This window comes from Sphingobacterium kitahiroshimense (assembly GCF_025961315.1).
Lineage (GTDB): Bacteria > Bacteroidota > Bacteroidia > Sphingobacteriales > Sphingobacteriaceae > Sphingobacterium > Sphingobacterium anhuiense.
The window spans coordinates 5,202,676-5,228,272 of sequence record NZ_JAOQNK010000001.1; the positions used below are offsets into that span (position 1 = coordinate 5,202,676).

The 25,597-nt window shown below is 39.0% G+C and carries 18 protein-coding genes; 14 read left to right on the plus strand and 4 right to left on the minus strand.

The features are described from left to right. Positions 1-11: 11 nt before the first annotated feature. Complete coding sequence (locus tag M2265_RS22430) at positions 12-1,265, plus strand: TlpA family protein disulfide reductase (RefSeq protein WP_132770541.1); 1,254 nt, start codon at positions 12-14, stop codon at positions 1,263-1,265. 79 nt (positions 1,266-1,344) lie between these two features. On the opposite strand, the gene M2265_RS22435 is transcribed toward M2265_RS22430, so the two are convergent. The 3 genes from M2265_RS22435 to M2265_RS22445 all read right to left on the minus strand — a co-directional run bounded on the left by M2265_RS22435 (position 1,345) and on the right by M2265_RS22445 (position 3,011). After that, a complete protein-coding gene (locus M2265_RS22435) occupies positions 1,345-1,575 on the minus strand; it encodes a hypothetical protein (protein ID WP_132770539.1) in 231 nt (76 codons plus the stop codon). A gap of 339 nt (positions 1,576-1,914) precedes the next feature. Continuing rightward, positions 1,915-2,490, minus strand: a complete 576-nt coding sequence (locus M2265_RS22440) for a Crp/Fnr family transcriptional regulator (protein ID WP_132770537.1) — start codon at positions 2,488-2,490, stop codon at positions 1,915-1,917. 89 nt (positions 2,491-2,579) lie between these two features. Further along, complete coding sequence (locus tag M2265_RS22445) at positions 2,580-3,011, minus strand: hypothetical protein (RefSeq protein WP_132770535.1); 432 nt, start codon at positions 3,009-3,011, stop codon at positions 2,580-2,582. 375 nt (positions 3,012-3,386) lie between these two features. Here M2265_RS22445 and M2265_RS22450 point away from each other — a divergent pair, with 375 nt between their 5' ends. Then, entirely contained in the window at positions 3,387-4,733 is a 1,347-nt protein-coding gene (locus tag M2265_RS22450; protein ID WP_132770533.1) for a hypothetical protein, read from the plus strand. A 50-nt stretch (positions 4,734-4,783) separates the two neighbouring features. Here the strand turns inward: M2265_RS22450 and M2265_RS22455 are convergent, their stop codons facing one another. Further along, complete coding sequence (locus M2265_RS22455) at positions 4,784-4,978, minus strand: hypothetical protein (protein WP_132770531.1); 195 nt, start codon at positions 4,976-4,978, stop codon at positions 4,784-4,786. Positions 4,979-5,513: 535 nt separating this feature from the next. Between M2265_RS22455 and M2265_RS22460 the strand changes: the two genes are divergently transcribed. From M2265_RS22460 to M2265_RS22515, 12 genes are all read left to right on the plus strand, one after another. Next, positions 5,514-6,296 carry a hypothetical protein gene (locus M2265_RS22460; RefSeq protein ID WP_132770529.1) on the plus strand — a complete coding sequence of 261 codons (783 nt, stop codon included), beginning with the start codon at positions 5,514-5,516 and terminating at the stop codon, positions 6,294-6,296. Between the two features lie 9 nt (positions 6,297-6,305). Then, positions 6,306-6,710 carry a DUF5675 family protein gene (locus M2265_RS22465; protein WP_132770527.1) on the plus strand — a complete coding sequence of 135 codons (405 nt, stop codon included), beginning with the start codon at positions 6,306-6,308 and terminating at the stop codon, positions 6,708-6,710. A 92-nt stretch (positions 6,711-6,802) separates the two neighbouring features. Then, the gene (locus tag M2265_RS22470; RefSeq protein WP_132770525.1) at positions 6,803-7,027 is read left to right on the plus strand and encodes a hypothetical protein; all 225 of its coding nucleotides are present in this window, start codon (positions 6,803-6,805) and stop codon (positions 7,025-7,027) included. Beyond that, the gene (locus M2265_RS22475) at positions 7,014-7,187 is read left to right on the plus strand and encodes a hypothetical protein (protein ID WP_165905903.1); all 174 of its coding nucleotides are present in this window, start codon (positions 7,014-7,016) and stop codon (positions 7,185-7,187) included. Before M2265_RS22470 ends, M2265_RS22475 begins: the two co-directional genes overlap by 14 nt. Positions 7,188-7,422: 235 nt before the next feature. Further along, the gene (locus M2265_RS22480) at positions 7,423-11,334 is read left to right on the plus strand and encodes a two-component regulator propeller domain-containing protein (protein WP_132770523.1); all 3,912 of its coding nucleotides are present in this window, start codon (positions 7,423-7,425) and stop codon (positions 11,332-11,334) included. 160 nt (positions 11,335-11,494) lie between these two features. After that, on the plus strand, positions 11,495-14,071 hold the full coding sequence (locus tag M2265_RS22485; RefSeq protein WP_132770521.1) for a hypothetical protein: 2,577 nt from the start codon (positions 11,495-11,497) through the stop codon (positions 14,069-14,071). 246 nt (positions 14,072-14,317) lie between these two features. Beyond that, entirely contained in the window at positions 14,318-17,299 is a 2,982-nt protein-coding gene (locus M2265_RS22490) for a SusC/RagA family TonB-linked outer membrane protein (protein ID WP_264599367.1), read from the plus strand. Positions 17,300-17,401: 102 nt separating this feature from the next. Then, positions 17,402-18,967: a RagB/SusD family nutrient uptake outer membrane protein gene (locus tag M2265_RS22495; protein WP_132770519.1), complete on the plus strand. Its 1,566-nt coding sequence runs from the start codon at positions 17,402-17,404 to the stop codon at positions 18,965-18,967. Between the two features lie 32 nt (positions 18,968-18,999). Continuing rightward, complete coding sequence (locus M2265_RS22500) at positions 19,000-20,064, plus strand: DUF5111 domain-containing protein (protein WP_132770517.1); 1,065 nt, start codon at positions 19,000-19,002, stop codon at positions 20,062-20,064. 55 nt (positions 20,065-20,119) lie between these two features. Further along, entirely contained in the window at positions 20,120-21,148 is a 1,029-nt protein-coding gene (locus M2265_RS22505) for an arabinogalactan endo-beta-1,4-galactanase (RefSeq protein WP_132770515.1), read from the plus strand. Positions 21,149-21,836: 688 nt separating this feature from the next. Continuing rightward, positions 21,837-24,776 (plus strand): M16 family metallopeptidase, encoded by a 2,940-nt coding sequence (locus M2265_RS22510; protein ID WP_132770514.1) that lies wholly within the window; start codon positions 21,837-21,839, stop codon positions 24,774-24,776. Between the two features lie 89 nt (positions 24,777-24,865). Continuing rightward, positions 24,866-25,315 carry a protein-disulfide reductase DsbD N-terminal domain-containing protein gene (locus tag M2265_RS22515; protein WP_132770512.1) on the plus strand — a complete coding sequence of 150 codons (450 nt, stop codon included), beginning with the start codon at positions 24,866-24,868 and terminating at the stop codon, positions 25,313-25,315. The last annotated feature ends 282 nt before the right edge of the window (positions 25,316-25,597 follow it).

Genomic DNA, 25,597 nt, shown 5'->3' on the forward strand with positions numbered 1-25,597 from the left:
AAATCTTTGAAATGAAATATATAAAACTAATGGCATTGGTGTGTTTAATGTTCATGTCAGCTCTTTTTACGAATGCGCAGTCAGTAAAAAAAATAGATTTAAGTAAAGCACTTCATATTGGAGATGATTTTGCACCGCCAAATGCTGTACAGCATATGCGTGGTGCCGATAAATCAATTGATCTAAAAAAGCTAAATGACAAAGTAGTAATCTTGGATTTCTTTGATACTTCCTGTGGCACCTGTATACATACGATGCCTAAACTCCAAAAAATTCAGGATAGATTGAAAGACAAGTTGCAGATTATTACGGTCGCTTGGCAGAACAGGGCTACTTTGGTAAAGTTTTTTGAACAAAATGAATTTCTTAAGGATAGCAAGGTGAATCTACCTGTTATCTATTCAGATTTGTATTTGAAAGAACGATTTCCTCATCAAAGTGTACCTCATGTCGTATTCCTTTTTAAAGGCAAAGTACAGGCAATAGCAGGGAGTGATTTCATAACAGATGAAAATATATTGGATTTGTACAATACAGGGTTTATTAATTTACCTTTAAAAGATGATTTTGGAAGAGGAGATCTGATGGGGCTAGATAAAAATCAGGTACAAATTAAAGGAATGAGTAAGTTATCAGGCTATCAAAACGGTGTGCCTTTTGAATCTTTTAGAAGACAAAAGGATAGTATAACAGGTTTGCAAAAGACATCTTTCTACAATGTTTCTATCTATAGTGCAGTGCTATCTACTCGGGCAAAATTTGAAAAGTCAAATTATATTCCAAGACCAGAACGGTTGGTGCTAAACGTAAAAGACCCTAGTTTTTATGATGATATTGATAACCTAGGAGATGTATGGTATGTCAAAAATGCAATTTCTTATGAGCGGTTTGACGCGATAGAATTAGTTGATTCGGCACAGGCACGTGTAGTTTTACAGGATCTGCAAAGTTTTTTAGGTATCCGCACCTATAAAACGATGAAAAGTGTAGAATGTCTGATACTTAAACCTGGGAATGTAAAGCCGTACAAAGGTTTAATGCCTATGGATGGAATGGAATATGAAGGAACGTCTGTTTTGGCTGTTATGACCGATCTGGGAAGACAATTTCCTCCTATTTTAGACCTGGTTAAAAGTAGAAATAAAATACAATTAGGTAACTATAATAATCTGGAAGAATTGAATGAACAGCTCGCTGTTTATGGTATTGTAGCAGAAATTGGAATGGGGGAGCAGGAGGTTCTGGTTATTGAAGAGGTAGAATAGAAGATAACAAGATAGGGTATGAATTTTCATACCCTATTCTAAATTTAGCGAACGCTGATGTTTTTGAAAATTGAGTATCTTATCTAGCTTTCAATTTCACATTAGTACTATTAACCTGATTTTGCAGAGAATTGATGATCTCATCTTTCAGCGCATCAGTAATGACAGGTTCATCACTACCATTGTTTGCAGCTTGAAGTGAACACATTTGTTGTGTTGCTCCGGGGCAAGTTGGTGGGTTTGGATCGGTGTGCAAGGTATACGAACTCGGTTGCGATGGGTTTGTACCCGTATAACTAAATAAAGCCATAATTTTAATTTTTATAATTGTATTTTTTTATTAATACAAAAGGTTTATATTCATGCTCTTAGTAATCAGTCTGCCTGCGTATAACAGGCTGGCCACATAATAGCTTCCGCGTACAGGAGGCATCTTATATTAAAGTGGACTTTCATTTTCTTACCCGCTATCTTGAGGGGAAAACTGCAAATTTTCGACGATACTGCTCCATCCCTTTATTATGTTTTTCCATACTATTTTTTATTCTTTTACTATCGCTTAGTTAATGCTTTTCCTAGCATTGTTTCGATTGTCTATTACAAAGTAAAGGACATATTCTAAATAAAAATCGGGTGTGACGGTAGTAATTTACTTTTTATCATAAAGATTTCTTTTTTTACTCAAGTACAATGTCTTGGGGTCGATATACAGAAATTCGCCAAGCTGTTTATTGGTTAAGCTATAACATAGTGATGGCATAAGTTCCACTAGTTTTTTATAACGGTCGATGGCATCATGAACCATAATCATTCCCTTTTTATTAAAAAAATCAGATTTTCGTTGCCGCATGATGCTGACAAAGTGATGTGCGCTCGGATGCTCCTGTTGCATTTGCTGTAAGGTGGATAGCGGTATGCAGGCAATCGTTCCTTTGGACAAGAATTGAATATTCAGTGCCTGGCTATTGAAACTGTACTCGTGCTTGGTACCTGTAAAATAATTCCCTTGGGTAGCCACCCAATGGATATAGGGTTTTTTTAGATTCATTTCGTAAGCGCCTACCGCTCCATCGAGCACATAACACCAATAGGGCTGGCTTTCATCTTCCCTGCAGTAGATCTGACCACTACTGCATTGTCTAATCTTGGAATGTTCTAATAGTTGTTGACGGCAGGGATCATCTTTCCTAAAATGCATATCTAAATGTTTGATAAAACGATCCATTTTTAAAATTTTGAAAGTGATTTTGAATGAAATAGCAGATGCCATGGGAGAGGTATGGCCCATGGCATTGCATCTGGTAGATGGCTTTTTTACAAAAGCTTATAATAAATCCGAATGATTAAATGTCCCTCCAGTTGGCTGTTGAAATTCGTTTTAACATCAGCTTGGATTGAAATATACGAAGCATTGGATTGCGTCTTTTTCGACTCATATTCTGTAACCTTGACAGTATCACGTGCCAGCGTGCCTGTGCGTTTTTCATCGGTCTGCTTATCTAATGTGATATCCGATTGATTATTTATAGCAAAAACCAGCTCTTGTGCTAGATTGCTTTTGAAATCTTCCGTTAGCGTATTGATATAGGCTATCTGATCTTCGGAAAGGTCAAACCTGGATATGAGCCAACTGCGTAGGCACATCAGGATAAGGTCCTGTTCCATCATTTGGTAATTTACGGTAGCACTGTACAGTGCAGCGAGCCATTCCATGACTCCTTCATTACTGAATGGATGTTTTTTCATCTGTTTATAAATTAGTTAGTTTTCTTTTTTTTCATGATTTTCCTAAAACAATTGGTTATAGTAGCATGCTTTACTATAAGTTATTGTAGTAGGAAATATGAAGATTGATTCATTTGGTTTATTTATTGTTTCGATCGAATAACGAAGATATGAGGTAACTAACTTTTAGAGAAGAAAAGTGGTTTCGATTTCCGTGAAGCGGTAAATTACTCCGTCGAAATAGTATAGAAAATAGTTTTAAAGCGATTTTAAATGAGATTCCTTTCGGCGAATGCAAAAATAAATTTCCCCAGGGAAATCTGATATCTTAAATTTTTTGATTTCTTTTTATGGAATTTTCTTAATTTAGAGAAAATATTAATTTAAACCCAGAATATGATTGCTCTTCGATTGTTCTTCAGATCGTGGTATGGTAATGTATTGATTTTAATGTTGCTCGCCGCCACTTCTTCTTTTTTGATCACTTTTTATACCACTGCATTATCTGTGCCATGGAGCATCACGTTAGAAAAGCATCTGATGATTTTCCTTTTTAGTTTTGTCCTGATGTTTTTTGGAATCTTTTTGATTAGTTATATCACCTACAGACTAGATTCAAATCGCTATCTGAGACAACATGAGCTGTTGCGGTACATGATTCAATTTATATTGTTGGTATTACTCATGGGAGCTGTGGCTTTGCGGGTGGTCTATATTGTATACTTGACTTTTTTTAGGGTGGATCTGCAAAAATCTGAATATTTTGAACGTGACTATGTGGTTGTTCTGTTCTGTCTGATCATGGTGCAGGTCTATTTTGCTATAAGAAAGAATCGAAAGTTGAGCGCTTTCGCACTCAAAAGAAGTAAAGTTTTATATAAATGGGTGTCGCTCCGTGATGAAGTCATAAATGAAATGGGTGCTAATAAAGTTTTACTGTTACAAGAAATACAAGATTTACATATACAACATGATAATTTACAACGGCTTCATGAAATTCAATTAGATGAATTACGTGCTGAACAGGATAAACAGATTATACTTTACGTGACTGAACGGGATGAGTTGCATATGGAACAAGAAAATCAGGCATTACTTCATAAAAATCAATTGGTTGAATTACGTGCTGAACAGGATAAACAGATTATACTTTATGTGACTGAACGGGAAGAGTTGTATAGGGAACAAGAAAATCAGGCGTTACTTCATAAAAATCAATTGGTTGAATTACGTGATGAACAAGAAAAACAGACCGCATTTTACGTGACAGAGCTTGATGATTTAAGAGCTCGTAAGCAACGGCTGAGAAGTAATCATGAGTTGTGGACTGAAGATGAAATGCGGTTAAAAATATGTATGCAGGAGCTTCTGGATGAGATTTTGGTTATAATAGGAGCAGAGAATGAATGGGTTCGAATAGCACAGATAGCCTATTTTCACCTTAAGGAAGGTTCTTCTCGTTTTAAACTTGTTGATGTACAGTTGCTCGATGGGCGTGAAGGAAAGGTAGACATGGAGTCATTAGCTAAAATAGAAAAGAGATGGCCAAATTTACTTTTTCGGGCAGGAAGGGGACACTTAATTATGCATTTGGCTGTAAGAGAAATAGTAAAAGAAGGAGATGTATATAGCATAGAATTGTATGGAGCACGAAAAGAAAGATTAAAAGTACAGCATGATGTATATAATAAACTAGTGAAACTGGGAGATGAATGGGCAAGATTAATTCCAGAAAGTCAATAAAACTCACTATCGGGGATATGAATTAGCCCCGATAGTGAAGTTTTTAAATTTTATAATCGTTCCTCCACTTCTGCTAGTGGGAGACCGTAATAGGCAGCAAACTCCCGGACAGTGAGCTGCTGATGCTTGGCTTTACTGTAAGCATCTTTTGCTTGTTGATACTTCCTTTGGGCCTGACGTGGACTGAGATCCAAGATATTGGCTACGTCTTTTGCGCTGATGCACAGACGGTGTTTTTTGGACATGATAAGCTGATCTTATGGATTGCCTAAGGCCATAGCGATATGTGCTAGACAATCCAGGGGTGATTACCTGATTCTTCTGGCAGCTAGATACCTCTCTGTCCTTGGTATATTGCAACTAAGGGCAAGCCCTGTTCATAAGAAATTTATTAATTCACTCTAACATTTATAGGTTGTTTTTGTTTTAATTATTTGTATTTCAAATCGTTGTGTTGATTTGTGTCATATGTTTTATACGATAACTCTTTTACAATTAATTGCTGTTCTATTGCTGTAATTGGATACTACATTTTAGGGTAAGGAATGCCACCAAATATCTACTATTTATAGTAGCTGTTTGGTAGATGTTTAGTAGCTCTCCAGTACCTCTTTGGTGAAGTATTAGTACCTTTTCCGTACACCCCCCGTACACTAACAGTACCTTTATTGTTCTTTTTCTATGTCATTTATAGTCATTATGTGCCAAATCCGGTCATATGCTGTTAAGTTGGTCAGATATGGTCATTTTGGACAATGGTCTTAGATCTGTACGACATCTTTGTGCTGTCATCAAATAATTGATATCATGGCAAAACAAGAAAGTTTAATCAAGTTTAGAGGAAAGGTCGGGGATCTTTCTTTTAGCAAACACCGCAGCAGAGGTTACGAAGTTCGTATGAAAGGCGGTGTAGACAAGGCAAGGATCCAGACGGATCCTAATTTTCAGCGGACACGCGAAAACATGGCTGAATTTGGTACCGCAGCCAGCACAGCAAAATTCCTTCGTATACAGCTGAATAACCTGCTGCGTACCTTTGGAGATAGTACCATGCGTAATAGATTGACCTCTTTGGTGCATCGTATCCAAAAATCTGATGCGGTCAATGTGAGGGGCGAGCGCATATTTTTAGAGGCAAACAGCAAGTTGCTCAAGGGATTTGAGTTTAATCAGGCAAGCAGTCTCAAAATGTTGTTAGGTGTCAATTTGGAAGCTTATTTTGACAGGCTTGATGGGCAGGCTAACCTCACTGTTCCTGCCTTCAATCCCCAGATTGATGTGATGCTGTTGCCGGGAGCGACACATATGCAGTTTACACTGGCAGTTGCCGAGTTGAGCACGGAAGATATTCCTCCTCGTCCACAAGTGGTGAAATCGGCCTACATCCCCTTAATAGGACAATATCCTGGTGATTTGTTAGAGGCTCCTTTGACTGTGGACGACACTAAAGTAGTATACCTGATCGCGGGAATCTCGATGTACCAGGAGGTCAATAATGAGTTCTATCCCCTAAAAAACAACCCCTACAATGCCATGACCATTGTAGAGGTAGATATACCTTAATGTGCTATTATGGAAAGTAGGCACACGCTCAAGCTCCATCGTAAATATGGAGTTCAGGGCACCAACGGTACATTGACCTTTAACGGGGAGCATATCTGCCATACCATTGAACTGCCCGACCGCAATAATATTCCGCGCATTAGCTGTATTCCGATAGGGCAGTATAAGCTGGAGAAAAGGCGCTATCCAAAACAAGGCGAGCAGATCGGAATTCCACATGTCCTTGGCCGTGAAGCGATATTGATTCATGCCGCCAATGATGCGCAACGGGAGTTGTTGGGCTGTATAGCTCCGGTCACAACATTGACAGGGGAGGGGACTGGAACAGCAAGTGGCAAAGCTCTGGCAAAGCTCAAGGCTTTGGTCTATAGTCTCTGGGATATGGGTGATGAAGTGTATCTGAGTATTCATTAAGGATAAATAAATGGAAGGTCTAGAATAGAATATTGCTATTTGATGGTCTATATAGGCCTTCCGTTTTTCAAGCATTTTGATTTTTTAACATCATGAAAAAAATTTTAAGTAAAATAAGTCGTGTGTTACAAGTAGTCTTGCTGGCGCCGGTTAAATTGCCAGGAAAAGCGTTAAATATTATCCGATACATTGCACTCGGACTTGGAGTAGTAGAGACGGTATTGGATGATAAAGACAAAGAAAAAGCGGATGATTTTTTGAAAAAAAAGCAGAAAATACTTAATCAAGAAAAGGAGGTGCCACATGAAATTGAATGATATCCGTATCGGTGCTTTAGGAGGTACGCTGTGCTCGATATGGGTTTCGTTTTCTTTCGGTGATCTTTTACAGTCTGTGTTGACGGCCGCAGTAGGCACCTTAGTAAGTTTCGGAACGAGCCGGTTACTTGGAAAATGGAGAAAGAAAGAAAAAGATTAAGGTTTTAATAAACACAAGTGTGCTGACTGAGCATACTTGTGTTTTTTTATCTAACACTAAAATGAGCTATTAGATCTTAACAAAATCAAAAATGACGATATGTGCAATTTTGCAATGGATTTGATCAATGGTATTTTTATGGCACTAGTTTTTTAAGTTTTCTTGAACTTGTACATACTGTCTGATAAATTGTATTTACACTTTTAAATATTTAAGTTTGTAAACAGCTTGTTTTATGATGCGGACAGTTTTTGCCTATTTATTGCTCTTCCTTTCTTTTGTCAATTCTTCTGTTTTTGGGCAGTCGTTGGACTTTCAGTTATTCAAGAATATAGGATTAGGAACAAAAGCGAGCACTGTTCATTGTTTTGCGCAAGATAGCCTTGGTATACTCTGGTTGGGTAGCAATAACGGATTATATAGTTATGATGGTTATTCTCTTCATGCGCCCACAGATGCTGCTGTGCAGTACCAAACATTTATCTACAGTATATCAGTCCTGAATGCGACACATCTTGCCATTGGAACCGGAAAAGGGGTTTTGTTGTACAATTATAGGGAAGATCGCTATGAAGCATTTCCAGTGGGTGGACCCTCGGATGTCAGATCGCTGATGCTGGTGGGAAACAAACTATGGATCGGCTCTATCTCGGGATTATATTGCTACGATACGAAAACGAAGAAACTGATCAATTATGGTAAAACCCTACATAAAGAGTTGGACGGCCAGGCCATTTATGCATTATCCGCTCAAGCAGACAAAATTTTAGTGGGTACTTATAAGGGTTTGTATCAGCTTGACCCTGCCCAGAAGATGATCAAGAAATTGGTGCTGCCAGATTATAGATTTGGGAGCAACCAGTTTGTAAATTCGATTTTTACCTTATCATCGACCAAGAATACTTTTGTGGGGACAGAGTATGGACTGTACATGTATGATCATAAATCTGAAAAGTTGTCTAAAGCTCCTGTACTTCAAAGTCATCCGATCAAATCTATGGCGACCAACGATGATCGGACATTGCTGATCGGTACTGATGATGGCCTATTCGCTTATCAACCCGAGCAACAAGTAATCACAAGGACTAAGCATGACTCGCGTAATCAATATTCGCTGGCCAATAATATTATTTGGAGCATCTACCGGGATCGTGCCAATAATATTTGGTTGGGTACCGACCTGGGTATCTCCCTATGGTCCAGTAAACAAATGGAAAAAAGGATCCCGATATATCAGTTTACAAAAAGTAGTGATGGCAATCGCTTTTATAAGGTCTATCAAGATCAGACAGGATGGTACTGGCTGGGTGGTGACAATGGATTGATCCGGACCAAAGGTCTGGGGCGCAAAGATTTTGAAAGCTATTGGTATCGGATGGATGCTCCACAGTACAGGTTGCCGCATAATCGGATTCGGGATATCTATCAGGATCGGACAGGTCATCTATGGATTGCTTCAGATGGTGGAGTTAATGTGTTCAATGCACAAACCCGGCAGTTCAGAAGTTTTGATATTGTCGATTCAAAAGGTACGCGTAATGCTAAATGGGCCTATAATATCTTGGAAGATAAAGAGGGTAATCTGTGGATAGCAACCTATATGGGCGGTATCTTTAGGGTAAATAAAGAGCAGCTCTTATCTTCGTCCGGTTCGTTTGTAGCCGGGAAAAATTATTTGCAATCGAACGGTTTGCTTGCAGATTTTGCCAATCAGATTGTCGACAATGGTCAGGGGGAAATACTAGCACTTTTTTATAATCTGGGTATCAGTAGTATTGATCCTAAGACTGGTAAAGTGGAAGAGCTAAAAGACAAAGATGGGAAATCATTGAGTCAAGCAACGTTTATGTTGAGAGACAGTGGCGGGACAATATGGATCGGGCAGCATGGTCAATTGAGACGGATGGATAGATCTGGTCGTACCGATGTTATGGTGTTTGATCCCGTGGTGAAAGGTGAAGTCACTGCTATGGTCGAAGTAAATGATTATATCTGGCTTTCGACCAGTATAGGAGTCTGGCGCGTGCATAAAAAAGATTTGAAACCCGAATTGTTGCGATATGGTCATGATGTTACTGCTATGTATTACGATCAAGCCCAGGATGAAGTGATTTTAGGTGGCATTAATGAAGTGACAGCTCTTCCGGCTCAATTTAGCCATGTTGCCCCTACAGCAGACAAAAAAATTGTGCTGACAGCAATGTATGTAAACAATGAACCTTTTGGTAATTACAATTATAGTTTGCGCTATAGAAATGAAATTACGCTCGATTATGATCAAAATAATTTGAGGCTAGAATTTTCGGATCTTCATTATGGCAATCATCTTGGGCATAGACTGGCCTATAATTTTAAGGATAAGAATGAAAATTGGATTCCATTGGAACGTGGGGACAATAAAGTGCTGCTTTCAAATTTACGGTCAGGTGATTATCACTTGCAGGTGACCAAGGTTGACCTATCTGGAAACGTAGTTGCAGATATCTACGTTTACAATATCCGTGTCAAATATATCTGGTATGCTTCGATATGGGCCAAAATAATCTATGTCCTGGCTGGTTTAGGTCTGCTCATTTGGGTGATGAATTTTTTCCGTGTGCGGAATACCTTAAAATGGGAAAGGCGCGAACGGTATAAGGTGTTGGAATTGACCCGTATGAAAATGGATTTTTTAACTGCCATATCCCATGAGTTGAAAACACCACTCAGTTTGATCTTGGCTCCTGTAAGCCAATTGATGCGAAAGACAAAAAATATTGAAAATAAGAAAAGCCTAGAAGGCGTACATCGGAATGCGCTTAAAATAAATAATTTGATTCAGGAAGTGATGGCATTTGATAAGGACGAAAGTCAAAATTTATCGTCCACTAATTTACTCACTTCGCAAATTGACCTTGTCGCCTATGCGAAACAGATAACTGAAGAATGGCAAAACAATGTTACTTATGCACATCTAGAGTTTTATTTTGATTCGGATATTGATAGTGTATTTGTCCATACGGATGTGTCAAAATTGGGATCGATCATCAATAACCTGCTTTCTAATGCTTGTAAATATAGCCGGCAAGAAAAGGGTTTGATCAAAGTGGAGATCAAAAAACAGGACGCGGCATTACTGCTTTCGGTTGTCGATACCGGCATAGGGATTCTTTCTGAAGATCTGCCATATGTGTTTAGTAAATTTTACCGTTCGTCATCCGAGGAGATCAATAAACTGGAAGGAACAGGGGTTGGTTTGTATTTGGTAAAAAGTTATTGTGATCAATTGGGTTGGGAAATAAATCTGGTATCGACTTATCAGGTCGGTACTGCTGTATCGCTAAAGATTTTCATGGATGGTTGGGATCTGCATGAGGATGGCGAAGACCGTGTACCGTCAGATAAACGTAAATTACTGATCGTGGAGGATAATGAAGAACTTTCTTCTTTTCTCAAATTAGCGCTCGAATCCACTTATACTTGTCGGATAGCAAAAGATGGCCAGGAAGGCCTTCATTTAATCAGCACGAATGCGTTTTTACCAGATATCATCATTTCGGACGCGATGATGCCTATCATGGGTGGTCTTGAAATGGTGAGAAAACTGCGTCAAAATACAGTGACCTCCACGATTCCTATTATCTTATTGACTGCTAAAAATGATGAGCTGATCCAGCGCGAATGGGTTGCAGTAGGAGTAGATGCTTATATGGCTAAGCCTTTTGATCTGGAAGTGCTCAAGATGCAGTTGCTACAGCTACTGGCTAAAAAAGACAACCTTACCGTACAGTTACGCCTGCAAGGGATCAGTCAGCCTAGTGTGGCCAGTGATCAGATATCACCAGATGAAAAGTTGCTGAGTAAAGTGACCGAAATTATCGAAAATAATATCGATGATTCTGACTTTTCTGTACAGCGACTTGCTGAAGAAACAGGTACTGCCGCAAAGCAACTATACCGCAAAATTAAACAGATGACGGGTTACACTCCGGTAGAATATATCCGTTCCATCCGGATCAAAAAAGCGGCTTTAATGCTGCAACAGAAAAAGTTTACTGTGGCAGAAGTGATGTATATGGTCGGCTACTCCAATGCTTCTTATTTTTCCAAATGTTTTCAGGCCGAGTTTGGGATGACACCAAAGGCTTATATGGAAAAGATTTCTTAACTAATTGTTGTTGAGTTTGTTGTTTGCGTCGTTGTAAAGGCGTGTTTTCTCAAATGTCCAATTTGTGTTGCATTTTGTCCGATATGCGTTCGCTGATATTGTTCGGGCTTTATAAGTTTGTGTTATCAATTGAAACCAAATTTATAAACTGAATTACGGTATGCGTATAAGTATTTTATTTATCGGCGCTTTTTTTGCGTTTTTAACATCTTTTTCTCAAGTAAAGAAGGATGTGCCTACTATTTTTGTTGACAAGCAGGGTGTTATGCGCTGGTCTGATTCTAAGAAAGAAGCATCCTTTTATGGTACGAATTATACCGTCCCATTTGCCCATGCTTACCGTGCTTTATCCTATAAAGGGATCAATCATAAGGAAGCGATAGATCGCGATGTATACCATCTGGCTCGTTTAGGTTATAATGCTTATCGCATCCACATCTGGGATGTTGAAATCTCGGATGCTACGGGAAACCTCATCAATAATGAACACCTGGATCTGCTGGATTATTTATTTTTCAAATTACAAGAAAAAGGGATACGGATTTTAATTACCGGAATGACCAATTTTGGAAATGGATATCCGGAGAAGAATGTAAATACTGGTGCTTTTACTTATTTATATGATAAATGTCTGGTGCATGCTGATCCGCGGGCTATAGCAGCGCAGAAAAAATACATTACACAGCTCCTGCGTCACAAGAACCCTTACACAGGTTATTCTTATCAAGACGATCCTTACGTTGTGGGAATTGAGATCAATAATGAACCTTGCCACACGGGTGAGGTGCACACTACGGCTGCTTATATAAAAGAAATGGTATCGGCGATGAAAGATGCCGGAAATAAGAAACCTATTTTCTATAATGTAAGTCATAATATGGAGCATGTGCCAGCGTATTTTGATTCGCATATTCAGGGGACAACATACCAATGGTATCCGGTAGGTCTAGTTGCAGGAAAAGAGCGACGCGGTAATTTTTTGCCGTATATCGATCATTATAACATTCCTTTTTCGGCGGTTAAAGGTTTTGACAATAAGGTCAAGGCTGTATATGAATATGATCCGGCAGATAATCTATATGGGTATATGCATCCGGCAATGACGCGTACTTTTCGCGGAGCAGGTTTTCAGTGGATCACACAATTTGCTTATGATCCGATCGATATCGCTGCTTATAATACCGAATACCAGACGCATTATCTCAATTTGGCCTATACACCGGCAAAAGCCATCAGCACGCTTATTGCCGCAGAAATTGCCTATACGGTTCCGAGAAATCAAAAGTTTCTGAATTATCCGCAGGATACGCTCTTTGGTGATTTTATGGTGAGCTATAAGCAGGATCTATCAGTGATGAATACAGCCGAAAAATTTTATTACAGCAATGAAACGCTGACTATGCCTAAACAGGTGGACCGGTTACAGCATATTGCGGGCTATCGCTCTTCTCCCATTGTGAGGTATAGCGGTTCTGGTGCTTATTTTTTAGATCAACTGGAGGATGGTGTCTGGCGTTTAGAGTTGATGCCCGATGCTGTGCAGATAGCAGATCCTTTTGGCAAACCTTCTCTTTCTCGGGTGGTAACTCAGATTTTACATACAGCCCATGTTATGGATATACAACTGCCCAATCTAGGGATTGGGTATTCGATTCAATATCTGGGTAATAGTAGCGATGACCATAAAAATCAAGAGGTGGTGCAAACTAGTTTTAGCTGTAAACCCGGTGTTTATTTGCTCAAACGTAAAGATTTGAGGAGTAAAAGTAACTGGACGGCAGATAGCAAGTGGAAACTTGGAAAGATTGGTGATTTTTATGCACCTGCCGCAACAGTAATCGATAAACCGGTTATGCTACATGAGCAAGAACCTATTGTTGAAAAAGAAAAAGCGTTACGCTTGACTTTTCGTTTTATTCATCCAGAGCAAGCTGATTCTATCATTTTACAGACGGATCAGGTTTCTTTCTGGAAAGAACATAATCCATATATCAAGTTATTGCCCAAAGATCATTATACGTATGAAGCCACTTTGCCAGCATCGATGTTGGACGGCGATGTGCTTCGCTATACGGTGACGGTATTTATGGGAGGGAACTCGTTTACTTATCCTGATAATAAAAATGGAGCTCCTCTAGATTGGGATTATAAAGTGGATAACTATTGGACAACTGATTTAGTAGCGCCTAAAAGACCAGTACGCTTGATTTCTGTACATGAATCGGAATCGCCATTTGAAAGTTATGCAATTCCTGAAAAAGCCTCTGTAAAAGCAAAAATGGAGCTTAATGATACTACTGAAGCAGCACAATGGCAATATACTTTGGAAGGGAAAATTCCGGATGCCCGTTACTTTTGGGTTAAAGATATAAAAGAAATTATTGTAGCTAGACCTCAGGGGATAGATCAAGCTCGAACACTATGTCTGCAGTTGCAAGTGAAAGGATACTCGGGTAAGTTCGATATCGGCTTTGTAGATGACCAAGGATATACGTATGCTAAACAAGTGTCTGCAAATAGTGAGGAGAGGAGCGTATTACGTATTGCGCTAGCTGATCTACAGCTCGTGTCTACGGCTTTATTACCGGCACCGTATCCGGATTTTCTGAACCGCTATTTTAATCCGACGACAACCCTGCCATTCATGAAAGATCAAATCGAAAAATTGATTATATCGACTAATGGTGAGGTGGCTGAGGGCACTACGGTATCGATCGGCGCAAGCTGGCTGGAGTAAAATAGTGATAAGAAAGGTGTGTCTTAAACAGATTGCGGTTTAATCGGACGAAAGTAGATTGAGGTCGACCTTGCGGATCAAAGCAAGGGGCGTCTTTGAAAGGGAAAAATGTACGGAGAAGGGGTGAGATACAGCCAAGCTGATGTCTTGATCACTGTGTTGGAGGTTAGAATCGACCTTGCTGATCGAAGCAAGGGTCGTATTGAAGGGAATAATAAAATTATAAAATATTATAAATCTAAAAATATGAGAGGATTTACATTTAAAACAAGTGTATTAAGCTTGTCTTTGCTTTCGTGTTTGAGCGGGATGACAGATCTGCATGCGAGTATGCTGCCGCATAGCAGATGGATCAAACCCCTTCAACAGGAAGTACGGGGTACTGTGCGCAATGAAAAAGGGGAGATTTTGATTGGTGTGACGGTTCTAGTACCAGGTACCACAATAGGTACATCGACATCAGCAGATGGATCATATCGTATTGTTCTTCCCGGTGGGAAGTCTCAATTGGTCTTTTCGATAATCGGGTATACTAGTCAGACATTAACAGTGACGGGACAGCAATTGGATGTGCAGATGAAGGATGCGGGTACGGTTTTGGAAGAATTGGTGGTGATCGGTTATGGTAGTTCCACTAAGAAAGATTTGACCGGTGCTGTTAATACAGTAAGTAGTAAAGATTTTAATGCAGGGTTAGTGGGTTCTCCAGAGCAACTGATCAACGGTAAGACTGCCGGAGTACAGGTGATGTCCAATAGTGGGTCGCCTTCTGCAGGTAGTACGATCCGCATTCGTGGCGGAGCATCGCTCAGCGCTAGTAACGATCCCTTGATTGTACTGGATGGTGTTCCTTTGGAAACGGGCGGGATTAGTGGCAATAGCGGCAATTTTTTAAGTTTGATCAATCCAAATGATATCGAGAGCATGACGGTCTTAAAGGATGCGTCTGCAACTGCGATCTATGGTTCACGTGCATCCAATGGCGTGTTGTTGATCACGACAAAGAAAGGTAAAGGTGATGCCTTACAGCTCTCGTTTTCTTCTATCGTATCCATGCAGAAGGCTTTGGGCGTTCCCGATATGATGTCGCGAGAAGAATTTACAGATCTTATCAATACCAAAGGAACTCCGGCGCAGAAGAATTTGTTGGGTAATGCCTCTACTGACTGGCTGGACGAGGTGTTCCAGCAGGCGATGGGCACAGATAACAATTTGAGTTTGCAAGGTAAAATTGCAAAAACGCTGCCGTTTCGGGCCTCTATAGGTTACTATAATCAGCAAGGGACTTTAAAAACCGATAAGAGCGAACGCATGACAGGTGGAATCGTCCTGACACCCAAATTTTTTGATCAACACTTAGCTGTAAATCTAAATTTGAAAGGTGCTCGTAACAATAATCACTTTGCGAATACCGATGCGATATGGTCTGCGATCGCTTTTAATCCAACGCAGCCTGTTTATTCGGGTTTAGATGCTTATGGTGGTTATTATGAAAGCCTTGATAATGCCGGTCTTCCTGCTACCGGTGCAAATCTCAATCCGTTGGGCCTGATCAAACAAGAGAAACATCGTAGTACCGTCAATCGGGCGATCGGAAATCTTGATATGGATTATAAATTTCATTTTTTACCTGAATTAAAAGCTCACGTGACTTTGGGTTACGATTACGCTGAGGGCAATGGGATAAATCATATTCCAGCTAGTGCCGCAAATAGTTTTATGATTGGGGGTGCATATGATGAATATGAACAGACGCTTAAAAATAAGTTGTTTACTGGTTATTTGACTTATAATAAAAATTTTCCCAATCTCAAAAGTACAGTAGAGTTTACTGCAGGGCATGACTATCAGTTTTGGAGTTCTAAACGACCTGCCATCAGTTATTTTAACGATGTCGGAGATTTGCGATCGACAGGTATTGCTTCGGATGAAAGACATACGTTAATTTCTTGGTATGGAAGACTTAATTATAATTACGATAGCCGTTATCTCTTGACAGCAACAATCAGAAAAGATGGAACTTCTAGATTCAGTCCTGAAAATAGGTGGGGAACATTTCCTTCGATCGCTTTGGCTTGGAGACTTTCTGAAGAATCGTTTTTGAAAGAAGTTTCTTTTTTAGATGATCTGAAACTGCGCGGAAGCTATGGTATCACGGGGCAGCAGGAAGGTATTGGCAATTATGAGTATCTACCTGTATATACACAAGGTACTCCTTATGCACAATATCGTTTTGGCGATCAGTACCACACGGTGTACCGTCCATCAGTCTATAACAGAGATCTGCGCTGGGAGACCACAAAAGCATTTAATTATGGTTTAGATTTCTCACTATGGAAAAGTCGGGTATCTGGTGCAATTGAATATTATACCCGCAAAACGCATGATCTGATTGCTAACGTACCTGTTGCCGCAGGTACAAATTTTGATCAAAATGCAACCATTAATGTCGGGAATGTGGAAAGCAGAGGCTGGGAGTTTCAGTTGAATACAGTGCCTGTACAGACCGATAACCTACGTTGGGAAGTGAATATTAATGCGACCAAACAGCACACGGAAGTAACTAATATTGCGTTGGTTCAAGATGCTGCTTCGGTAGGTACTTATGTCGGGCCGGTGGTCAGTGGACGTGGTATTCAGATCTTGACAACAGGTTACCAACCTTATATGTTTTATGTATACAAGCAGTTATACGATGATGGAGGGAAACCTTTGGAAGGTATATATGCTGACCTGAATGGTGATGGGGCTATCGATGAGAAGGACTTATACCGTTATGAATCTCCAGCTGCCAAATGGTTGTTTGGATTTAATACGCAGTTGTCTTACAAAAAATGGACGGCAGCTACGACTTTGAGAGCTAACCTGGGAAATTATGTATTTAACAATACCAAGATGAACCTGAGCGCATTGGAGACGGTGCAATATGTCGACCCAGCAATCAATAATCTACATCGTGATTATTTGAATACAGGATTCCAAAGCAGGCAATATTATTCCGATTATTATGTTGAGAATGCTTCTTTTTTAAGAATGGAAAATTTTTCGTTAGGATACAATTTCGGAAAGATCGGAAAGGTGTCTAATTTACGGGTAGGTGCTGTGGTTCAAAACGTTTTCGTAATTAGTAAGTATACAGGGAACGATCCGGAGGTGCCTAGTGGCTTTGATAGTTCTTTTTATCCACGTTCACGAACATATTCCTTGAGTCTGAATTTAGATTTTTAATACTTTTTAATCCATACGTAATGATTATTTACCAATAACAGTTGGGAGTCTGAAATACTTATGATCGCTTTATAGCTTTTTTAAAAAATAAATAATATTGCAATGAAAAACTTGAAAATATATAGCTGTAGTGTCCTATCGATCTTGATGTTGTTGCTTTCATGCACAAAAGATCTGGATCAATATCCTACAGTACAGAATACTTCGGAAGCCGTATATACTTCCGTAGATGGTTATCGTGCAGTCCTGGCAAAATTATATGCTTCTTTTGCAGTGGCAGGAAATGGCCGCGGTGATGCTGATCCGGATATGGCAGGAGCAACGGCTTCTTGGGGTTACCTTCGGGTATTCTTTAATCTGCAGGAGGTGCCTACTGATGAGGTTATCTATACTTGGGCCGGTGGTGATAATATGGAAGATATTCAGTATATAACTTGGGGAGCATCGGATACATGGGTCAATGCCATGTACTATCGGATCTATTATTCTGTGGCACTTTGTAATGAATTTTTGCGGAATGCGACTGCAGAAAAATTAGCTGCTTTTGATCCTGCGCAGCGTGAGGAGATCGAACGATTTGCCGCAGAAGCACGTTTTTTACGTGCTTTGACTTATAGTCACGCGATGGATCTTTACGGTCATGTTCCTTTTGTGACGGAGAAGGATCCAGTTGCTGCATTTTTTCCTCCTCGTATTGAAAGGGCGGATCTTTTTGCTTTTATCGAGAAAGAGTTGATCGATGTTGCCAATTTGTTACCTGAGCCTCGTCAGAATCAATATGGACGTGTTAGCCGTGCAGCTGCTTGGGCTCTATTAGCTAAAAACTATCTTAATGCACAGATCTATACGGGTACAGCGCGTTATGCAGATTGCCTGCTGTATAGTAAAAAAGTAATCGACAGTGGACATGCTTTGCACAATAACTACAAACAACTTTTTAATGCGGATAATGATAAAAGGACAAATGAGATTATTTTTCAAATTCAAGCTGATGTGCAACATACCACCAGTTGGGGGGCGACGACTTACTTAGTTAATGGTCCGATTGTGGGTAGTATGAAAGCGGTTGATTATGGTGTGCTTTCTGGTTGGAATAGTTTTAGAACATTGCGTGAATTTGTCTCTATTTTTAATGCGAGCGATAATCGTGGAGATTTTTGGATTACGGGACAAGCACTGGATGTAGATGATCCGGCTTCGTCTAGTCAAGGATATGGGATGGTGAAATTTACCAATTTGAATGATGATGGTACCTATAAAACAGATGAAGGTCTGGTGGGTACAGATTTTCCGATGATCCGCTTAGCTGATTGTTATTTAATGTATGCCGAAGCGGTGTTACGTGGTGGTGGCGGTCAAATACAGGAAGCTCTCAATCTGGTTAATCAGATTCGCCAAAGAGCTTATGGGGGTGCTACTGGAACCATTACGCAGGCGCAGCTTACCTTGGATTTTATTTTGGATGAGCGTGGCAGAGAGCTTTTTTGGGAATGTACCAGAAGAACAGATTTAATCCGCTTTGGACGATTTACCGGAAATAGCTATGTATGGCAATGGAAGGGTGGTACTGTCAATGGGCGGAGTGTGGATGAAAAGTTTAATCTTTATCCGATCCCTACGACCGATATGGCCGCGAATCCTAATTTAATACAGAATACAGGTTACTAAATGTTTGTATATATTGACCAATAATACTAATTATGAAAAAATTGATTTTTTATACGTTAGCCTTACTTTTATTCTCCTGTAAAAAGGAGGGTGGCGAACCTGCTGTTTCGGGTTTTCAACCCGCTATCCTACATAGCAGCAAAGTTGATGTGCAGCTTAATGCGGCCGAAAGTAAAAGTCTTGCTTTGCAGTTTGTATGGGATGAATCACTGTTAACGAGCGCACAGCCAATCGCACAGTCGACGCTTCAGCATACGCTTCAGCATACGCTTGAGCTAGCGACTGATGCTTCTTTCGTAGTGGTTGATAAAAAGATTGAAACGGTGGCACCATCCTTCAGTTATACCCATGAACAACTTAATAGTGTTGTCATGGGTATAGGTTTTGAACCGGGTAAAAAGAAAACTTTATATGCCCGCATTTCAACACGATTAGCACGTAATGTAGCGGTATCATATAGTAATGTCATCGCGGTAGAGGTGACTGCTTATGAAGCTATTTCTGATGCAAACTATCTCTATATGGCGAACAAAGAATTGACTCAGTTTCCGTGGAAGATATGCGCACGTAAGGAAGATGGTTTCTATGATGGATTTGTACAGGTGGACCAATGGTTTAATTTCTACCTGACCAATGAGGAAAGTGCCAATGCATCGGTTATCTATGGTTCTTACCCAGTTGAGGGTAGTCAATATATCTTGTACAGTGGCAAAGACCGTTGGAATAGTTGGATCAGCAATGGCGGATATCAATACATCAGTGCTGATGTCAATAAGCTAACTTGGAAAGAAACTCCTATAACATCATTAAGTGTTACCGGTGACTTTAATGGATGGAGTGCAACTGCTACGCCAATGACTTATGATCAGTCCACAAAATTATGGAAAGCAACGATTACAAATACAGTCAGTGAACAATGGGGAATCAAAATCTTGATCAATGGGAGCTGGAGCTGGTTTTTTGGTGCTGGCGAGGAAGTCGGGGCGTGTAGTTTATATACAGCAGATGCCGGTGGATTTGTATATGATAAGGTCGGAACGCATACGCTTGTACTCGATTTGAGCGATCCAAAAGCATTTAAATACAGGGTGCAATAAACTGTTATTTATGTGATTAGAGATAGCATAATAAATCCAAATTAGAAAAAATGATATGAAAAATATACTATTAAATTTACGTTTTTACATACTGTGTTTAGTTCTCAGCTTATCGAGCTGCAGCGACGAAGGTGTGGCGCAGCCAGCACAACAAATGTTGCATTTAGCCAAAGGCGCAGATGTGAGCTGGATAACCGAAATGGAGGCTTCGGGAGTGCAGTTTTATAATACGGGTGGAACTTCAGTCGACGGAATGAAACTGGTCCAGTCCCTTGGGGTGGATGCTGTGCGGTTACGTGTATGGGTAAATCCTAAAAATGGATGGTCGAGTAAGGATGATGTATTAATGAAAGCGCGCCGTGCAAAGCACCTGGGCATGCGTATTTTGATTGATTTTCATTATAGTGATACTTGGGCAGATCCGGGGCAACAAACAAAACCCGTAGCATGGGTCAATCTATCTTTCGATGAATTAAAGATCGCTGTTGCTAAGCACAGTACAGAGGTATTGCAATTATTAAAAGATAACGGGATTAGTCCGGAGTGGGTGCAGGTAGGAAATGAAACTGGCAATGGTATGCTTTGGGAGGATGGGAAAGCTTCGGTTAATATGGCCAATTATGCGGCGTTGAATAATGCTGGATATGATGCGGTGAAAACAGTTTTTCCAAATAGCAAAGTAATCGTACACCTCCAAAACGGTCAGGATAACAATCTTTTCCGTTGGCTTTTTGATGGTCTGAAAGATAATGGAGGAAAATGGGATGTGGTTGGGATGTCACTCTATCCGAGTCCAGAAAACTGGAAAGAGTATAACACGGCTATTGTCGCTAATATGAAGGATATGATCGGCAGGTACCAAAAGGAGGTCATGATCTGTGAGGTCGGTATGAGTTGGGACCAGGAGGAAATTGCAGAATTGTGGCTTCATGAACTGTTTGAGGCTGCAAACCAAATTCCTAATAATAAAGTGTTGGGCGTATTTTACTGGGAACCTTTGGCTTATGGAGGTTGGAATGGTTATACGCTGGGTGCATTTGATAATAACGGTAGACCGACAAAAATATGGAATGCTTTTAAATAGAACTTATAACAGCATAATAATCCGTCTATTTTAACCGCAATAAACTTTTATTTCTTAAGGAAATGAGAAAATGAAGTTGTGATAACAACGTTACTGCATCACTCCATGAAATAAGTTTAGTTTATTGTCTAATTAACCATCGTTAGTAAAGACCGCTTTTTAAAGTGGTCTTTTTTAATATTGTATGTTTTCTTATTCTTAATATTTATAAAATTTGATGAATATCCACATGAGATGGAAAGAATGACGAAAAGGTACTTGCCAAAAAAATAAAGAATGAAATTAATGAAGCTTGTTCGGAAGTTACAATAATATATCGTCATTGTTCCGATCCAAAATCGGAAAAAGCCAGTTAGGAATATTAAAATCTCCCAAAATAACGCTCCAACAGATTTTGCAACGATTTTCATAAGCTCATATTTTAATCGAAAGACAGTTTTGATTTGGTGAATTTTATTCATTTTCCGCTGATTTATATGAGGTTAAAAAAACAATAAAAATTATGTCATCTTCCTTTATGTTAATTGTATTTCTGAATATATTGATGGTTTATTCTTGTTTTTCAATAAAATTTATTGTTATCATGTGTCTTGGTTGTATATTATGTTGTTTATTGCGAATATTGTTGTAAATAATACTTTTTATTATTGATTATCTGCTACCAATCACATTTTAAAATAATATTTTTATGAACAGAGTACTAAAAACAGTAGGATATGTTTATCTATTGTTTATTACCAGTAGCTCCTTTGCACAAAGCACAAAGTTTCAGTGGAAGGAGACTACTGACGGTGGCTATGCTTACCGATATGTAACCAACGATCCAGTCCAGACACGTTTTTATAAGTTAAAAAATGGATTAACGGTTATCCTTAGCCCCAATGCAAAGCAACCCCGTATTCAGGCTTATATTGCTACAAAAGCTGGTAGTAAAACCGATCCTAAGGAGCATACTGGTTTGGCACATTACCTAGAGCATATGCTTTTTAAGGGGACAGATAAATTTGGAAGTTTAGACTGGTCTAAAGAGAAGCCTTTGTTGGATCAAGTTGATAATCTTTATGAGAAATACAATCATAGTAAAGACGAAGCAGAGCGTACAGCTATTTATAAAGAAATAGATCGTGTATCGGGAGAGGCTGCCAAATATGCTATTCCAAACGAATATGATAAGTTAATGAGCAGTATGGGTTCAAAAGGAACCAATGCGTTTACTTCGTTTGAGCAGACTGTATATGTGGAAGATATTCCTAACAATGTTATTGATAAATATTTGGCTGTTCAGGCAGAAAGATTTCGAAATCCTATCCTTCGTCTATTCCATACCGAACTGGAGTCAGTATATGAAGAGAAGAACATTAGTTTGGACAACGATAATAGAAAATCAATTGAGGCCATATTTGCAGCTATGTTCCCGAATAACAATTACGGAAAACAAACGGTTTTAGGTTCGGTAGAGCATTTAAAAAACCCGTCATTAAAAGCTATCCGTGAATATTATAACACTTATTATGTTCCTAATAATATGGGGATTATCATGTCGGGTGATTTTAATCCTACAGATGTTATTATGCGTATTGATAACGCATTTTCCGCGATGAAATCGAAACCGGTTCCTGCGTATACCTTTGAAAACGAGCAGCCGATTACAAGTCCAATTTCAAAAACGATTCTTGGTCCATCTTCGGAATATCTATTGATGGGATTTCGTTTTCCGGGAGCTGCCAATCCGGATGCTCAGATACTTAATTTGATGGCCAATGTACTGACTAATGGATCTGCAGGGTTGATCGATTTAGATCTTGTGAAATCGCAAAAACTATTAGGGGCAGGAGCATTTCCATATGTACTGAAAGATTATTCCATGCTGATTCTTCAGGGTAACCCTGGAGCAGGTCAGAATCTGGAGGATGTCAAGAAACTGTTGTTGCTCGAACTGGACAAGTTGAGAAAAGGTGAGTTTTCAGAAGAACTCCTTACTTCGATTGTTAATAATGAAAAGAAATCACAGATTAAACTTTTTGAAAGTTATAACAGTATAGCGGAGCAACTCATGTCAAGTTTTACTTCTGAACTGGACTGGGCAAAGGAATTGGCTTATACCGATCGCTTATCCACTATTACTAAAGACGATATTGTCCGTTTCGCCAATAAGTATCTTTCCGATATTAACTATGTGACGATCTTGAAGCAGAAGGGCCAGGATGCTGCTATTGAAAAAGTTGTTAAACCGGCAATTACCCCGATCACTGTTAATCGGAATGTTGAATCGGCATTTTTGAAACAGATCAATGCCATGCCTGAGCAAGATATTAAAGCGAAATGGCTTGATTATAATACAGATCTATCAAAATCAAAATTGCAGGATCTGGAAGTACTTGCTGTTCAAAATAAAGAAAATGAACTTTTTAGTCTAACTTATCAATTTGATTTTGGACGTTGGGACAATAAGTTATTGGGGCTAGCGGTAGGATATCTGGAGTTTTTAGGTACAAAAGATAAAACTAGTGAAGAGTTTAGTCAAGCATTTTATAAACTGGCTTCCGATTTTACGGCAGGTTCGGGTAACGAAGAAAGTAAAATTTCCATCGCTGGTCTGAATAGTAATTTTAAAGAATCTGTAGGTCTATTACACGATCTGTTGCATCATTGTACTGTTAATGAGGAAGCATTCAAGGCGTATATCGGGCGTTTGAAAAAATCTCGTGCAAATGCGAAAGAGAATAAGGCCGCAATCATGGAGGGACTAAAATCTTACGCAAAATATGGTGCTAAAAATCCATTTAATTACACATATACGGATGAGGAATTAGATGGATTAAAGGCCGCTGATCTGGTTTCTTTATTACATAATCTGGCCAAAGCAAAACATACAATATTGTACTATGGTCCGTTGGCGGTAAATGATTTAGTGAAAAATTTAAAACCGCTGAAAAGTAATGATGTTTCATACTTTACAATCGAAAAAGGTCTGAAATTTGAGGAAAAGCCAACAGATAAAAATCAAGTGTTATTTGCCCAATATCCGATGAAACAGGCTGAAGTATTTTGGTTTAGAAACGCAGGTCTATTTGATAAGAACCAAATGCCAACAGTTTCTTTTTTTAATGGATATTTTGGCGGAGGAATGGGAAGCATCGTGTTTCAAACGTTACGTGAATCCAAAGCTTTAGCCTATACAACCTATGCTTACTACGGACAGCCTCAAAAGAAGCAAAACCACAGCATGGTCGGTGCTTATATTGGTACGCAAACCGATAAATTTAAAGATGCTGTAGTTGGAATGAATGAATTATTGAATGAGTTACCAGAGTCAACTGTAGGTCTGGAATCTGTGCGTACTAATCTGATGAAGTCAATGGCAAGCGAGCGAATCACTGGTTCAGCAATTCTGTCGAGTTATCTGGGAGCGCAGCGTCTTGGACTTTCGGAAGATTCGAGAAAAGTGATTTATGAAAAAATACCTGAACTAACTTATAATGACCTAAAAGTTTTTCATGCGAATAATATGAGTCATAAACCGTATATCTATTGTATCCTAGGTGATGAAAAAGATTTGAAAGAAGAAGATATGATAGGGCTTGGAAACATAAGTAAAATCAATCTTAAAGAGATTTTTGGATACTAATAATTTTAATAGAAAAAGATTTTTGATAGCTTGTTTTAAGCTAAATAGAATATTATTTCAATCTTAAAAATAAACTTAATTTATATATCATGAAAAAAATCGTATTATTAATTCTTGCTGTTGTATCTGTTGCAACAGGAGCATTTGCTCAAATTCACAAACCTGTAAAATGGACTGTGGCCAGCAAAAAATTGAACAATAAAGAAGCTGTTGTTTTTATAAAAGCAACCATACAGAACGGTTGGCATATATATTCTCAAAATATAAAAGATGGCGGACCCATTCCAACTTCTTTTACATTTGGAAAAGCAACAGACTATACTTTGACAGGTAAAACTGCTGAGCCAAAACCAAAAATAAAACACGAAGAAGTGTTTAAAATGGATGTTGGCTATTTCACCAATGAAGTTATCTTTCAGCAAAAAGTAGCGCTTAAAAATGGAAAAGCTACTGTAAAAGGATCAGTGGAATGGCAAGCTTGTGATGCTTCGCAATGCCTGCCACCAGACGAATATAGTTTTGCTGTCACAATCAATTAAAAATAAAAAGGTAATGAAAATTAGTCATGGTCGGAAGAAATTCCGACCATTTTTTATTTAGGAGGTTCTTCCAATAGACAAAGAATTGCGCTATTTTGATCAGGCAGATCCAACGTCAAATTGTCGGTATAGAAAAATCGGTTTTTTAATAAAAATTTAGTTGATCATTTTAACTTCATGGTATGAGCTAAAAGGTTTTAAATAGGTATTATTTCTACTTTTATATGTCATAATTACAATTATTATATTACTTTTACAGCGCCATAAAACAATCGTTTGTTT

Excerpts from the sequence above, each read along its gene's own strand:
- M2265_RS22430 (WP_132770541.1), top strand. The coding sequence starts at position 12 with ATGAAATATATAAAACTAATGGCATTGGTGTGTTTAATGTTCATGTCA.
- M2265_RS22435 (WP_132770539.1), bottom strand. The coding sequence starts at position 1,575 with ATGGCTTTATTTAGTTATACGGGTACAAACCCATCGCAACCGAGTTCG.
- M2265_RS22440 (WP_132770537.1), bottom strand. The coding sequence starts at position 2,490 with ATGGATCGTTTTATCAAACATTTAGATATGCATTTTAGGAAAGATGAT.
- M2265_RS22445 (WP_132770535.1), bottom strand. The coding sequence starts at position 3,011 with ATGAAAAAACATCCATTCAGTAATGAAGGAGTCATGGAATGGCTCGCT.
- M2265_RS22450 (WP_132770533.1), top strand. The coding sequence starts at position 3,387 with ATGATTGCTCTTCGATTGTTCTTCAGATCGTGGTATGGTAATGTATTG.
- M2265_RS22455 (WP_132770531.1), bottom strand. The coding sequence starts at position 4,978 with ATGTCCAAAAAACACCGTCTGTGCATCAGCGCAAAAGACGTAGCCAAT.
- M2265_RS22465 (WP_132770527.1), top strand. The coding sequence starts at position 6,306 with ATGGAAAGTAGGCACACGCTCAAGCTCCATCGTAAATATGGAGTTCAG.
- M2265_RS22470 (WP_132770525.1), top strand. The coding sequence starts at position 6,803 with ATGAAAAAAATTTTAAGTAAAATAAGTCGTGTGTTACAAGTAGTCTTG.
- M2265_RS22475 (WP_165905903.1), top strand. The coding sequence starts at position 7,014 with ATGAAATTGAATGATATCCGTATCGGTGCTTTAGGAGGTACGCTGTGC.
- M2265_RS22480 (WP_132770523.1), top strand. The coding sequence starts at position 7,423 with ATGATGCGGACAGTTTTTGCCTATTTATTGCTCTTCCTTTCTTTTGTC.
- M2265_RS22485 (WP_132770521.1), top strand. The coding sequence starts at position 11,495 with ATGCGTATAAGTATTTTATTTATCGGCGCTTTTTTTGCGTTTTTAACA.
- M2265_RS22490 (WP_264599367.1), top strand. The coding sequence starts at position 14,318 with ATGAGAGGATTTACATTTAAAACAAGTGTATTAAGCTTGTCTTTGCTT.
- M2265_RS22495 (WP_132770519.1), top strand. The coding sequence starts at position 17,402 with ATGAAAAACTTGAAAATATATAGCTGTAGTGTCCTATCGATCTTGATG.
- M2265_RS22500 (WP_132770517.1), top strand. The coding sequence starts at position 19,000 with ATGAAAAAATTGATTTTTTATACGTTAGCCTTACTTTTATTCTCCTGT.
- M2265_RS22505 (WP_132770515.1), top strand. The coding sequence starts at position 20,120 with ATGAAAAATATACTATTAAATTTACGTTTTTACATACTGTGTTTAGTT.
- M2265_RS22510 (WP_132770514.1), top strand. The coding sequence starts at position 21,837 with ATGAACAGAGTACTAAAAACAGTAGGATATGTTTATCTATTGTTTATT.
- M2265_RS22515 (WP_132770512.1), top strand. The coding sequence starts at position 24,866 with ATGAAAAAAATCGTATTATTAATTCTTGCTGTTGTATCTGTTGCAACA.